Annotated in this window: 10 protein-coding genes; 8 read left to right on the forward strand and 2 right to left on the reverse strand. The window is 56.2% G+C overall.

Going from position 1 to position 13,622, the window contains the following annotated elements:
• Nucleotides 1–29: 29 nt before the first annotated feature.
• Both VFA_RS04835 and VFA_RS04840 read right to left on the reverse strand, forming a co-directional pair.
• The gene (locus tag VFA_RS04835) at nt 30–1,379 is read right to left on the reverse strand and encodes a condensation domain-containing protein (protein WP_038150968.1); all 1,350 of its coding nucleotides are present in this window, start codon (nt 1,377–1,379) and stop codon (nt 30–32) included.
• 202 nt (nt 1,380–1,581) lie between these two features.
• Nucleotides 1,582–2,886 (reverse strand): NtaA/DmoA family FMN-dependent monooxygenase, encoded by a 1,305-nt coding sequence (locus VFA_RS04840; protein WP_038150970.1) that lies wholly within the window; start codon nt 2,884–2,886, stop codon nt 1,582–1,584.
• Nucleotides 2,887–3,206: 320 nt separating this feature from the next.
• Here VFA_RS04840 and fepB point away from each other — a divergent pair, with 320 nt between their 5' ends.
• The 8 genes from fepB to VFA_RS04880 all read left to right on the forward strand — a co-directional run bounded on the left by fepB (nt 3,207) and on the right by VFA_RS04880 (nt 13,593).
• Nucleotides 3,207–4,145: a Fe2+-enterobactin ABC transporter substrate-binding protein gene (fepB, locus tag VFA_RS04845; protein WP_038150973.1), complete on the forward strand. Its 939-nt coding sequence runs from the start codon at nt 3,207–3,209 to the stop codon at nt 4,143–4,145.
• Entirely contained in the window at nt 4,142–5,179 is a 1,038-nt protein-coding gene (locus tag VFA_RS04850; RefSeq protein ID WP_004725188.1) for a FecCD family ABC transporter permease, read from the forward strand. The genes fepB and VFA_RS04850 overlap by 4 nt, the downstream gene beginning before the upstream one ends.
• A complete protein-coding gene (locus VFA_RS04855) occupies nt 5,176–6,219 on the forward strand; it encodes a FecCD family ABC transporter permease (RefSeq protein WP_004725189.1) in 1,044 nt (347 codons plus the stop codon). The genes VFA_RS04850 and VFA_RS04855 overlap by 4 nt, the downstream gene beginning before the upstream one ends.
• Before the next feature lie 342 nt (nt 6,220–6,561).
• Nucleotides 6,562–8,634: a TonB-dependent receptor gene (locus tag VFA_RS04860; RefSeq protein WP_232281684.1), complete on the forward strand. Its 2,073-nt coding sequence runs from the start codon at nt 6,562–6,564 to the stop codon at nt 8,632–8,634.
• 86 nt (nt 8,635–8,720) lie between these two features.
• On the forward strand, nt 8,721–9,068 hold the full coding sequence (locus VFA_RS23970) for an acyl carrier protein (protein WP_232281685.1): 348 nt from the start codon (nt 8,721–8,723) through the stop codon (nt 9,066–9,068).
• Nucleotides 9,065–12,049 carry a condensation domain-containing protein gene (locus VFA_RS04870; RefSeq protein WP_004725192.1) on the forward strand — a complete coding sequence of 995 codons (2,985 nt, stop codon included), beginning with the start codon at nt 9,065–9,067 and terminating at the stop codon, nt 12,047–12,049. Before VFA_RS23970 ends, VFA_RS04870 begins: the two co-directional genes overlap by 4 nt.
• On the forward strand, nt 12,050–12,871 hold the full coding sequence (locus VFA_RS04875; protein ID WP_004725193.1) for an ABC transporter ATP-binding protein: 822 nt from the start codon (nt 12,050–12,052) through the stop codon (nt 12,869–12,871).
• Nucleotides 12,868–13,593 (forward strand): 4'-phosphopantetheinyl transferase family protein, encoded by a 726-nt coding sequence (locus VFA_RS04880; RefSeq protein WP_115333244.1) that lies wholly within the window; start codon nt 12,868–12,870, stop codon nt 13,591–13,593. Before VFA_RS04875 ends, VFA_RS04880 begins: the two co-directional genes overlap by 4 nt.
• Nucleotides 13,594–13,622 lie beyond the last annotated feature (29 nt).

The raw sequence follows: 13,622 nt of genomic DNA on the forward strand, positions 1-13,622 counted from the left end.
GCGACCCTGTTCACGTAGGTGCTTAGGGCTTAGGCGTGATCAATCGCGTCATACAACGCGGAAATCGGTTGGTCGAGGTAGCGCTCGTCTAATACCTGCTGCATGAAGGTCATCACGCGCTGCGCGTGCTGATCAAACTCATCATGCGGGTGCGCGGCAGAATCGGCATCCAAGCTCAGCACCAAGCCATCGGCATTGGTTTGACCACGGAAGGTGAGGTTAAACCCGTCGGCCGGTCCGCTGGTGATGACATGATGTTTGACCTGGCAGCCAGCAAATTGCGGCGGATCGAATGGCAGCACGTTGACGAAAGGCGAGAAGAAGTAACGGCTGTTTTCCGTCACGCCTTGATCGCGGGCAATCTGCTCCACGCGATAGCGGCCGCGCGCGTAGAGTTGGCGCAGCGTTTTGCCGGTCTGGGTCAGGTAATCACGCAGCGATGTGTCCTCCGCCACCTGCACATACAGCGGCAGAATGTTGACCAGCAGGGCAGGCATGTAGGCGCCCACGCTGCCCCAACGGCTCATGAACGGAATCCACAATGGCATGGCGTTGCCTTGGCCCAAGTACGCGTCGGCCAAATAGCGATGCATGTAGAGGCCTGACAACGTCACCAATAAATCCGGCCAACCCATGGTGACTTGGTGCGCCAACTGGCGAATATCGTGGCTCATTGCAGGCGTCAGTTCATGGGCAACGTGCAGCGTTTCCTCACCGTAATCATCCTCCTTGTTGAGGACGGTCAGTTGTGCTGGGTTCGACAGGTAATCGCGCCAGAACGCTTTGTCTTGCTGATAGCGCGTACTGGCTTGATAGCTCTGCTCTTCATCCAAGAAACTGACGAACGCGTTAAACGGTTTGCCCGCATCGGTGCGCTCCAAATAGTGCTGATACAGCGTGGCGCAGCGCTGCTCAAACAGCGTCATGCCAAAGCCATCCATCACAATGTGATGGGCGCGAATGTACCACAGGTAATGATTGTCGCTCAGTTTGATCAGCCATTGCGCTGACAGCGGATCGCGCAGCAGGTTGAGGCGCGCATGGACATCGCCATCCATGAGCGCTTTGGCATCTACTAGTGGCTGCGAACTGCTGCGCAGATCTTTGATCTCCACCTGCGGTATGCGCGCCGGGTCGTGGGCTTGTAACGGCGTTTTGCCGTCGTCATCGAGTCGAAAACGCAGCGCCAGCACATCGGTTTCTTGCGCGGTTTGCGCAATGGCGCGGCACAGTGCCGCTTCATTCACCGTGCCTTTGAGTTCAATGTAGTGAGCGACGGTCGAGAGGGGCTCATCCGGGTGAAGGGAAAATTCTTCCCAGAAATCGAGTTGGGGCAGAGTAAGGGGCATCCAATGAAGAGCCGAACCAGTAACTGACATGTAAAAAGCCTTGAATTATTGTTGTGATAAGAAAAAGGCGCAAGCCGCGAAGCTTGTGCCTTTTCAAGAGGAGTTTGCGTGAGCGCCTGTTCCTTCAGGATTCTAGGGAGGCGAAAGAACAACCACTCACGCAAATTAGTTTAGCGTTAAATTTGATAATGGCAATTATTATCATTTGCATCAATGTCAAAATTTGACCCTATCAAAGTCCTAAGTGGTCGCGCAGTGTGCGCCCTTGGTAGTCGGAACGAAACAGGCCGGCTTGCGACAATCGTGGCATCAGTTGATCAAAGAACAGATCGACCGATTGCCATGAACCGCCGGGAACCGCAATAAAGCCATCCGCCGCGCCCGCGTTCACGCGTTCTACGATGGCGTTAAACGCATCATCAACCGTGCCAATCACAATCCAGTGGGCAGAACCAATCACTTCTGGGCGCTCGAGCAGCGTGGCCACGGTGGGCGATTCGCGCTCAATCAAACGGCGTAACAAGTTAGAATGAGTTTGGCTGCGTACTTGATATTCGGGGTGGGGTAGCATATCGGCCGTGATGCGCTGCTCAAGGGCGAACTGGCTGAGGTCAAGACCGAGCGCTTCTTTGACGTAAGCAAACTTGCGTGTGTTATCGATATTGGCGTGCGTCTCGCGGTGCAGCGCCTGCGCTTCTTCCCGCGTGTCGGCCAGATAGAGTGACAACCCCGGCAGCACTTTCACCGCATGGGCTGGGCGACCGTGTGCCAACGCACGGCGACGCAGATCATTGCGCAGCTCAACGCCAGCATCGATATCGGGTGTGGCGGCAAAAATCGCATCGGCGATACTGGCGGCAAATTGGCGCCCGGATTCAGACGCACCCGCTTGAAACAGCGGTATGTCGCCGCCGGGACGCTTGGGCACGTTGAGCGGCCCTTGTACGTCGAAGTAGTCACCGTGATGGGCAATGGGCTGAATCTGGTCAATGTCTGCGTACTGACCACTCTGTTTATCGGCTTTGATCGCGCTGCCGGGGTAGCTGTTCCACAACTGAAGTACCACGTCGGTAAACTCGCGCGCTTTCTGGTAGCGTGCTTCGGAGGGCAACATGCTCTGCTGGCCAAAGTTCTGCTGGCCGTCAATTGCAGTGACGATATTCCACCCGGCGCGTCCTTGGGTCACCCAGTTGAGCGATTGTAACTGACGCGCCACCACATACGGTGGATTGAAGGTGGTGGAGGCGGTTGAAACTAAACCGATGTGGGTGGTTTCACGTGCCAATGTGGCCAGCAGCACCATCGGATCTAAGCTGCTAAAACCGGGTTCGGTGGCGACAGCGTGGGTCGCAAGAAACAGGGTGTCGGGGCGAAACAGGAAATCGAGCTTGGCGCGTTCGGCGCGTTGGGCCAGCTCGACGTATACATCGGTGTCATACATGCGCTCGACACCGCTGTCGTCGCGGCGCCAGCCGTTCTTGGTGAGCCAACTGATGGCTAAGGCCATGCCGATGCACAAAGGTTGGGGGGAACTCATCACGGGTCCTTCTAAATTGGGCTGTTGTTGCGAATGGATCGCGCTGGGGACAGATTGCTCAATCCAGCACCACTCAGTGTGATGCCGCGGATCATGCGTGGCGTTTTTCACGCTCACTTCTTGAACTTATGGGGAACTTGTGTGTAGCATGAGGGCTCACTCATGTGTGTCGGAACCGAATTGCGCACGCGTATGTCGGTCTCGTGTGAAAGATTCCCTTAGTCAGAGCCATCACCTCGCTCTGTGAAAATTCCCATAAATTTCAGGTATAAACGTCCTTTTACGCGATATTGTAGTTTATTAATGTAATGAGAATCACAATGATAATAAATATCATTAGAAAATTATTTTTGTCCACGCTCCTCGTCAGTAGTGCCGTACAGGCACAAGGTTGGCCGCGCACGTTCCTCAATGCTGACGGTTCCACTACCACCTTGAACGCGCCCGCGAAACGTATTCTTTCTACCTCCGTGTCCATTACCGGCACGCTATTGGCGGTCGATGCGCCGGTGATTGCCAGTGCCACCACGACCAATGGCGACTACTTTGCGCAGTGGCGCGCGGTCGCTGAGCAGCGCGGGGTTGAGCGCCTTTGGCCTGCGGGGAGTGTGGATCTGGAAATGGCGTATGCGTTTGAACCGGATTTGATCATCGTGTCGCTGGGCGGCGCGGATTCTGCGCTTGGTCAGTTGAATGAGCTGCGCCAAATCGCCCCGACGGTGGTGCTTGATTACGGCGGCCAAAACTGGCAGCAACTCGCAGCGAAAATTGGCGAAGTGGTAGGAATTGAGCAGCAAGTGGCGACTAAAATTGCTCAGTTTGATGATTATATCGCGCAAACTCGCGCGGCGCTGACGCTGCCGAAAGGGCAAGCGAACATCATCAGTTACAACGGCCCTGGGGTGACCAACCCCATCGCGACGCCACACGGTTCACACGGCATGCTGCTGAAATCACTCGGTTTCGATATCGAAGGCCCCAATCCCGCTTGGCAAACTGGGCCGAGCCGACTCAACGATTTTGTCCGCGCTCACTACGAACATCTGACTGAATTGACCGCGCCGACCACATTCTTGTTTAACGCCACCGATGCCAAAGTGCCGCAGTTTTTAAACGATCCGGTGCTCGCCAACTTGCCATCAGTAAAAACCGGTCAAGTGTATGGCTTGGGGGCGAATTCGTTTCGCATTGATTATTTCAGCGCGCACGAAATTGTGGACGGCATTCGCGCGCGCTTTGGAGCGCCCGTTACACCATGACCTCTTGTGCTGCTGAACGAATGAACCTTCGCCGCCACGACCGAGCCAAAATCTGGGGCATTGTGGGGCTGCTGCTGGCGTTGCTTGGCTGCGCCTGCCTGAGCGTGTTTATCGGCACGCGCTTTGTGGCGCCAGCAGTGACTTGGCAAGCGCTCACCGCCTTTGACCCGACCCAGAGCGAGCATCTACTCGTGCACTATTTACGCGTGCCCCGCACGCTGCTGGCGGTGGTGGTGGGCGGCGCGCTGGGTGTGGCGGGGGCGATGATGCAGGCACTGACGCGCAACCCATTGGCGGACCCGGGCATTCTTGGGGTGAACGCGGGTGCGACGGTAGCGATCGTCAGTGCGATTGCGCTATTTGGCATCACCGATGTGTTTGGTTACATGTGGTTTGGTTTGATTGGGGCCACCATTGCTGGTGGCGCAGTGTATTTACTGGCGGGGCTGCGCCGCGGCATCAATCCGGTGCGCGTGGTGCTCGCTGGCTCAGCGCTGTCGGTGGTGCTACTCGCGCTCACGCACATCATCACCGTCAACAGCGACCAAGAGGTGTTTAACCAGTTTCGCCACTGGGCGGTTGGGTCATTGCAAGGTCGTGGGTACGACGTGTTGTGGCCGGTCACTCTGTTGGTGGCGCTCGGACTGGCGCTGTCCATGGCGCTACGCCAAGCCCTGAATACTGTTTCATTGGGGCAAGATTTGGGGGAAGCGTTGGGCGCCAATCCGCAGCGAGTTTGGCTTCTGGCTTCCAGTGTGATTGTGGTGCTTTCAGGCGCGGCGACTTCGGCCGCTGGGCCGCTCAGTTTTGTCGGGTTGACGGCGCCGCATCTGGCGCGTTTTTGGGTTGGTCCGGATCACCGTTGGTTGCTGCCATATTCAATGCTGATCGCAGCGTTACTCAGCGTGGTGGCGGATATACTTGGCCGTGTGATCGGTTATCCGGATGAGATCAGTGTGGGCATTATGGTGGCGCTGATTGGTGGGCCATTCTTTGTGGTGTTGGTTCGAAAATGGAAGATCGCGCAGTTATGAATCGTTGTTCTCAACCGGTGTATCAAGTCTGGCGTCGTGGTGGCTGGTCGGTGCGTTATTCGGCGGCGTCGATGGGGTGGTTATTGCTGCTGACGGTGTTGGTGATAGGCCTTGCTGCCTACGCACTCACGATTGGTCGCTACACCATCTCGATGCCGGACTTATGGCAAGTACTCAATGGGCAAGGCAGTGCGGTGCAGGAGCGGATCGTTTGGAATATTCGTCTGCCGCGCATTGTCACCGCGGTGTTTGTGGGGGCGGCGCTTGGCGTTTCAGGCGGCATTTTTCAATCGGTATCGCGCAATGCGCTGGGTTCGCCAGATGTGATTGGTTTTACCACTGGCGCGGCGACTGGCGCGATTGCGCAGATTGTGCTGTTTGAGCAAGGGCCGGTGCAGGTGGCACTGGCGGCGATCCTCGGTGGGATTGTCACCGCGGTGATGGTGTATTTGCTGTCGCGCAAAGCTGGCGTGGTCGGCGGTTATCGTTTGATCTTGACCGGGATCGGCATTGGCGCGGTGCTCAGTGCGCTCAATGGGTTGATGTTGGTTAAAGGCAACATCGACAACGCCGTGACCGCTAATCTTTGGCTGGCGGGATCGCTGCACGCGCGTACGTGGTCGCACGCCATTCCGGTCATGGTCGGCGTCATCGTGTTGGTGCCGTTGATCATGCTGCTGGCAAGGCAGCTTTCCCTAATGGAAATGGGCGACGATCTGGCGACGCAGTTGGGCATTCGTGTTGAGCGGGTGCGCTTGGTGATGTTGTTGGCGGCGGTGATTTTGGCGGCGATTGCGACGGGGTCGGCAGGGCCAATTGCATTTATCGCCTTGGCTGCGCCGCAGTTGATCAGCCGCTTGTTACGCACCTCGCAACTGCCGGTGTATGGCTCGGCGGTGATGGGCGCGCTGCTGATGGTGGTGGCAGATCTCATCACGCAACTGCAACCGCTCAATCTGACACTGCCGATTGGTCGCATGACTGGCATTGTCGGGGGGTTGTACCTGATCTGGCTGCTCACACGTTCGCCCAAATTGTAGCGGTCGTTCAGCGATCCGCATGGCTTCGAGGCGTGGCCATCGGGAGAGCGTGTTGCGGCATAACAGCCTTAAGCTATTGATAATTGAGTTATTTAAAAGTTTCCATACTGATACATTGATGCGAGTAACAAAATAATGAAAATTATTATCAAATGTAAATGAGAATTCTTTACATTTGTATTTCTCGGTTCTACAGTAGGCCCCCTGTTTGATTTGGAATGTAGTCAAACAGACCAATCCACGTTGTGGGTTTGCAGGCGTTTTCTCCTCGCAGTGGGCTTAAATGGGATCTGTAACCGCGACGTGAGTGTGTGACGTTTATGCTGACGAAAGGAGAAAGAAATGACAGCATCACACCTTGTCCAACAAAACAAACCGACCACAACTCTCAATACAAAGGTTTGCATTTTGTCGGGCATGATCATGAGCCTTTGCCACGCCCCTTTGGCGTTGGCTGACAACACCGAATCGACTCAAACTTCTGCGGTATCGACCATCACCGTTTACGGCGAAAAAGTGGCCCGCTCGATGCAGGAAACCAGCGCTAGTGTCGAAGTGTATGATGACAGTAAAATCGACTCGATGCCGAACGCGACCGATGTGACCGACTTGCTGCAAAACACGCCAAACATTGTCGATGTGGGTGTCGGCAACGATGTGCCGGCGATTCGGGGTATTGACGGGTCAGGTGCGGCGCGCGGCGCGAACGCTTTCCTCAACGGCACGCGTCCACGTTTGAACGTGTCTCTTGATGGCCGCTCACTGACTTACAACGAACTGGCGTTTGGCCCGCAATCGCTGTGGGACTTGCAACAGGTTGAAGTGTATCGCGGCCCGCAAAGTTATATTCAAGGCCGAAACGCCATGGCGGGCGCTGTGGTGCTGCAATCGAAAGATCCAACCTACCAATGGGAAAGCTCCATTCGCGGTTCGTATGGCGAGCAGGGTTACTCTCAAACGGCGGCTGTCGTGTCTGGCCCGATCATCGACAATGAACTCGCGTTCCGTTTGTCGATTGACCGCCAAACTCGTGAAAGCTTCGTGGACATGCCATCGTACGATCCGGTTGGCGACCCGCGTGACGTCGAAACCATCACTGCACGCGGTAAGTTGCTGTACGAGCCTTCTGCGCTGCCCGGTCTCTCCACCAAGTTGACGATCAACCACTTCGACAGCAAAGCGCCGCAAAACGAAGCGTTGATCCCGTCGGCTGAACATCAAAGTGCGCGTTACGATGAGCGTCGCCCGGTGTTTGAAACCAAAAATACCAGCGGTATTTGGGATTTGGAGTATCAAACGGCAGGCAATCTGCGCTTTGAAAACCAAATTGCCTACACCGATTTCACCATCAATCGCCGCACAGCCACCACGTTGCCTTACGCCAATATTGACGGTGCGGAATTCCATGTTGAACCCGTACTGCACTTTGCCACCAACGATGAACAGTGGCGCGGTTTAGCGGGCTTGCGTTACTACCACTCCTCGCAAGACGAGTATGTTTACCTGTTTGGCGGCAGCACGTTTGATGACAAAACCGAAACTGGTTCTGCGTTTGCCGAAGTCACTTACGCGGTCTTGCCTGCGGTTGATTTGACGCTGGCGGGTCGTTTGGAAAGCGAACACCGCACCCGTAAGGGCGGCAGTTCAACGGTGGAAGTCGACTTTGATGAAACCTACAACGTGTTCCTGCCAAAAGCGGATGTGGCGTGGAAACTGAATCGCGACCATACGGTCGGTGTGATGGTTGCCAAAGGCTACAACGCAGGCGGCGCGGGGATGACTTTTGATACCCCTTACACGGCGTACACCTATGACGAAGAGTATGTTTGGAGTTATGAGATGTACACGCGCCACCGTTTGGCGGATGGCAAAGTCGAGCTGACATCCAACTTCTTCTACAACGATTACGATGATCTGCAACTGCCGTTCTACATCAGTGCGCGTACCACCAAAATCATCAACGCTGAGAAAGCGCAAACATATGGTGCGGAATTCAGCACACGTTGGTTGCCTATCTCAGATCTAGAACTGTCGGCAGCGGTGGGCTTGTTGAAAACCAAGATCAACAAGTTCAGCGGCAGCGAATACGAAGGCAATGAACTGCCTCGTGCGCCGTCTTACAGCATGAACTTTGGTGCGGACTACACCTTCTTTAACGACTTCGTGTTCAGCACCACGGTCAATTACACCGACAATTACTACTCATACTACGACAATGATGAGATGGGTAAGATTGATGCAGATTGGATCACCAATGTTCAGTTGGCGTACAACTTCAGCATGGGCCGCGCAACACTGTTTGCGACCAACCTGTTTGATTCTACGCAACCGACCATGATCACCGACAACGACGTCTACACAGCGGTGACGCAACAGCCACGTTTGGTGGGTGTGTCTCTGCAACTGGACTTTTGATGTCCCCGGTGCCCGGCAACGGGCACCGCTATTTTCCCTTGAATAAGCCTCGATGCCTTAGTTCACAACGAATGGGTCTACAACGAATGGGTTCATGGCTGATTCGAGGCTTTTTGCTAACCCCCATGGAGTACCCAATGGTCGATGCCAAGCAACTGGTGATCAACGAAGTGACTCAAGCGCTCGCGCTGCCTTCTCACGACTTCAATTTTGACACCAATCTGTACGAAATCGGTCTGCATTCGCTGTTGATTCTGCGTTTGAGCGAGCGCTTCAGCGCGGCGTGTGGCCATTACATTGGCTACTTGCCACTTGCATCACAGCCGACGTTGAACGAGTGGATTTCACTGGTTCAACATGCGCAGAACATCTCCTCCGATCCGCATGCGCCCGCTCAACCCACGCGCATCTCGCCACAAGGAATTCGTTCATGAATGAACACAACGCTTTTGCCACGCTGCCAGCAGAGGCTGGCACGTCTCATCCTGTCAGCGAATTTGAACAGCAAGTTTGGCTGCATCACGAACAGTGCGGCGACAGCACACATCAAGGGCTGAGCGCATTTCGGCTCCGATTGAATGCCAATCATGGTGATGGCCATGATGGCGATGTGAATCTCGCCGCGCTCTTGGATGCGCTGCATGCGCTGCTGCAATCTATGCCGAACCTTGATGCGCGCTATCAGCTCAATGATGAGTTTGAACTGGTCAAATCCCAGCATGCCTCGCTGCGTCAGCGGGTAAAGCTGGTGCAAGTGGCCTCACGAGCTGAAGCTCAGCAAATGCTACTCCATTGGCAAAATGAACGCATGGATCTGGCATCCGAGCCGCCGATGCAATGTCGTCTATTGCTGGGCGATGAACTGATTTTAGCCGTGCGTCACCATCGCATTCTGGCGCGTAGCATCAATTGGCAAACGCTATTGAGCGCGCTGAGCCATTTTTATCAGGGTGAACGTCATCAGGGTGCTCTCAACATCGACGAATGGGCGGCGCCTCTTCAAGCCGAGTTGCCGTTGGCGCATCCGCTCTATTCACGCGAACAGCCGTTGAACGCCGCCTATCACTGGCTGGCCGCGGGCGCGTGTTCGGCCCGCAGCCGCATCGAGTGGTTGGGAAGCGAGCGCGTCAACACCATCGAGCGCCGTGCTGAGAAAGTCCGCGTGTCGCTGCCGGTGCAGGCGTTGGCGCAACTGACGGCGCATCAGGGCGCGCAGGCGAGCTTGGATCACGGCGTGATGCTGTGCGCCGCTGTCACCGAGTTTGCGCGTTTTATCGCGCGCCTGAGTGGGCAAGCTCAGCAAACGGTGTTTGCGCCACAGCAGGTGGTTCAGCGTCATCACGAACTCAATGGCAGCGCGGTGCAAAGCGGCTTATTGCGCTTGGCCATCAATGCGGATCATCCGCATCAAGCGGCCTTGTTGGATGAGGTAACCCAGCAATGGCGACGCGCAGATTCGCACGCGAGCAGCCTCTCCAACCCTGATGATTTGGCGATTTTGGTGACTTGGAGCGTCGACCCTGCGGTGCATCTGCGCTTGCATCAGGTACAGGCGGATACCGTCCGTTTCGCGCCGCTGCATAGCGATTTTGATCTGATACTGGCGTTAGGGATTAGCTGCGACAACAAGTTGCTGCTGGAATTGACCACCGGCGAGCGTGTGTCGCCATACATCGCCGGTTGGTTGTTGGAACAATTCACCGCCTCGCTCGGCGATGATCGGGTGATGCCGTTCTCTGGGGCGCCGTCCACTGAGGCGCCCGTGATATCCGTGGCGGATGACGCCTATCCAACGCGCGGCGAACGTGAACGCATGGCGACGTTGATCGCCGACGCATTTGGCGCCGCACTCAACCACGCTGATTTTTCGATCCATGATGATTTCTTTGATTTTGGTGGCCACTCGCTGATTGCCACGCGTGTGATTGGTCAACTCAAAACTGAACATCAGGTTGAAGTGCACATCAACGATCTGTTCAGTCAACCGACGGCGTGGGGCTTGGCCGAACATGCGATTTCGCACAGCAACGAGCATCCGGTTACGGTGAAACAGGAAACGCAACCGATACGCCATCGCGCGCCGCTCTCGTTTGCGCAGGCCTCGTTGTGGAAGGCTTACGCGGCCTTTGGTTACAACGAACTGTTTAACATTCCGTTTGCGCTGCGCTTTTTAGATCCGGTGGATGAAACGCTGTTTGGTTTGGCGTTTGAAGATGTGATGCGCCGCCATTCAGTGCTGCGAACACGCTTTGTCACCGAGGGCGACATCGTTGAGCAACACGTGGTGCCGGAAGCGGAACTCAATCAATATCGCTGGTTCTGGCGCTCGGAAGAGACCGGGCCGGTGGAGCGACAAACTGCGCTGAATCAAGCAGCATCTCATGTCTTTGATCTGAGCCGTGAGCTGCCCGTTAGACTGCGTTTCGTGCGCGATGTAAGCTCGGGGCAGCAATATCTGTCATTCTTGTTTCATCACGTGGTGCTGGATGAGTGGTCGGTGAACGTGCTGATGGATGATTTGCGTGAAGCGTATCAAGCTCGCGCGTCAGGCACCTCGCCACAGTGGCGCGCGCAGCCGTTGCCGTTTAGTGAATACGCCGCTCGCCAGCATGAGCAGGGCTTTGATGCGTCGCATTTAGCCTATTGGCTGAAGCAGTTTGAGGGCGTGCCGTTGGATGCGCCGCTGCTGCCCGCGTTGCAAAATCAGCCGGATGCTGAACCGTCCGATGCCGGTGGCTGGGTCGAATTTAAACTCGAACCCGGTGTGGCTCAGGGGCTCAATCAGCTTGCTCGTCAGCAGGGTGCGTCGCTGTTTAACGTGGTGTATGCCGCGATTTCGCTGGCGCTGAAACAACTGGGCGCGCCAAGCAAACTGATTGTCGGCACGCCAGCCTCCGGGCGATTGGATGCGGCGTTTTTCGACACCGTGGGCTATTTCACCACGCTGGCGATGCATGTGGTGCATTTTGATCGCGCCGAATCGGTGGGCGAACTCATCGCGCAGGTGAAAAACACCATCAACGAATCGCTGGATTATTCTGACGTGCCGATTGATTGGGTTGAAGATGCGCTGCTTGGCGAGCGAACCGACAAACATCATCTGTTTGAGGTGATGATTCAACTGCACGCCAAAAACAAACTGCATGGTGAGTTGGTGAGCGCGCAGCAGGCGGTGCGTTTTGAGCAGGTCGACCCGGAAAAAAGTGAGTCGGCGCTCGGGCTGCAATTTGAGGTGATGGAAGAGCGCGTGGGCGGTGAAGACCGAGTGCGCGTGTTGATGAGTTATCGCAGCGATCAATATGGCGACGCGCAGGTGAACACCCTGACCGAGGCCACGCAACGTATGTTAGCTCGTTTTGCTGAGCCAAATGCCGAACACACCGCTTTGAGCGAACTCGTCAAGGAACACAACTGAATGGAGTACAAAGAAACCGACATGAATAGCGACGTTGAAGCGCGCCTGACGGGCCGCAACTTGCGTTTAGGTTATGAAGGGCACACCGTGTTTGATGGCATTGATGTGCGCATTCCCGATGGCAAATTTACCGTCATCGTCGGCCCCAATGGCTGCGGAAAATCGACCTTGCTGCGCACCTTATGCCGCTTGCTCAAACCCAAAGCCGGGCAGGTCTGCCTCGATGGGCACGATATTCATGAGCTGCCGACCAAAGCGCTGGCGCGTCAGTTAGGGCTGTTGCCGCAAAGCGCCACGGCGCCCGATGGTATTCGCGTGGTTGATTTGGTGGCGCGCGGGCGGTATCCGCATCAGGAACTGTTTCGTCAATGGAGCCTCGACGATGAACGCGCGGTGCGCGCGGCCATGCAGGTGACGGGCATTGATGCGCTGGCCGAGCGCCAAGTGGATGAACTTTCAGGCGGGCAGCGTCAGCGAGTGTGGATTGCCATGGTGCTCGCGCAGCAGACACCGCTGCTGCTGCTCGATGAGCCAACGACCTATCTCGACATCGCCCATCAAATTGAGCTGTTGGAGCTGTTTCGCGATCTCAATCTTACCAGCGGTCACACGCTGATCGCGGTGCTGCACGACCTCAATCAGGCGTGCCGTTATGCCGACCACATGATTGCGATGGCGCATGGCAAGATCATCGCGGAAGGCAACCCGAGCGAACTGATCAGCGCGGATTTGGTGCGTGAGGTGTTTGGTTTGGAAAGCGTGATCATTGAAGATCCGGTCAGCCACACGCCGCTGGTGATTCCACGGGGGCGCGCGTCGTGACTGAGTCTTTTCTCAGCGCGCCAATGCAACTGGCATTGGGCGGATACACCCTCCATGCACGTCAGTTTGAGGTGGCGCGTTATGTCGCGCCGCCGTCGGCATCGCATGAGCGCATGCCGTATGCGTTAACGCTGCCGGAGGATTTACAGCGCGCGGTCGCCAAGCGTCAAGCGGAGTTTCTCGCAGGCCGGGTGGCTGCGTGTGATGCGCTGCAAGCGGCGGGCGTGACGCCGCAGATGCTGGCGGTGGGCGAGCATCGCGCGCCGCGTTGGCCGCAAGGCGTGGTGGGTTCAATTTCACACAATGAACACCTCGCGCTGGCCGCAGTGCAGCGGGTCGAGAGCGGCGCAGACGCGCTGCTGCTTGGCGTGGATGTAGAAAGCCAGATTGACGAGCATTCACAGCTCGCCATTCAAACCACGATTGCGACGGCGCAGGAAGCTGTCATGCTTGCGGGGCTGTCGCTGCCAGCGGCGCAGCGTATCACCACGCTGTTTTCAGCCAAAGAGAGCTTGTTCAAAGCGCTGTATCCGCGCGTGGGGCAATACCTTGAGTTTCACGATTCGCGTTTGCTGGCATGGGATGAAGTGAATGAACGATTGACGCTGCAATTGGTGCAGCGCGCGGCAGAGCTGGTGGGCAAGGCGTGGGTGTTTGAGGTGCATTATCGCTGGGATGAACAGTGCGTCATCACGTTGGCGCAATGCCACGCGTCCGCTTGACGGACACAAAAAAGCGAGCAGGGCGCTCG

It is taken from the genome of Vibrio furnissii CIP 102972, assembly GCF_000176175.1.
Taxonomy (GTDB): Bacteria; Pseudomonadota; Gammaproteobacteria; order Enterobacterales; family Vibrionaceae; genus Vibrio; species Vibrio furnissii.

Bases quoted from the DNA above. Each gene is read 5' to 3' on its own strand.
- VFA_RS04860 (WP_232281684.1), top strand. From the start codon at position 6,562: ATGACAGCATCACACCTTGTCCAACAAAACAAACCGACCACAACTCTC.
- VFA_RS23970 (WP_232281685.1), top strand. From the start codon at position 8,721: ATGGGTTCATGGCTGATTCGAGGCTTTTTGCTAACCCCCATGGAGTAC.
- VFA_RS04835 (WP_038150968.1), bottom strand. From the start codon at position 1,379: ATGTCAGTTACTGGTTCGGCTCTTCATTGGATGCCCCTTACTCTGCCC.
- VFA_RS04870 (WP_004725192.1), top strand. From the start codon at position 9,065: ATGAATGAACACAACGCTTTTGCCACGCTGCCAGCAGAGGCTGGCACG.
- VFA_RS04840 (WP_038150970.1), bottom strand. From the start codon at position 2,886: ATGAGTTCCCCCCAACCTTTGTGCATCGGCATGGCCTTAGCCATCAGT.
- VFA_RS04875 (WP_004725193.1), top strand. From the start codon at position 12,050: ATGGAGTACAAAGAAACCGACATGAATAGCGACGTTGAAGCGCGCCTG.
- VFA_RS04850 (WP_004725188.1), top strand. From the start codon at position 4,142: ATGACCTCTTGTGCTGCTGAACGAATGAACCTTCGCCGCCACGACCGA.
- fepB (WP_038150973.1), top strand. From the start codon at position 3,207: ATGATAATAAATATCATTAGAAAATTATTTTTGTCCACGCTCCTCGTC.
- VFA_RS04855 (WP_004725189.1), top strand. From the start codon at position 5,176: ATGAATCGTTGTTCTCAACCGGTGTATCAAGTCTGGCGTCGTGGTGGC.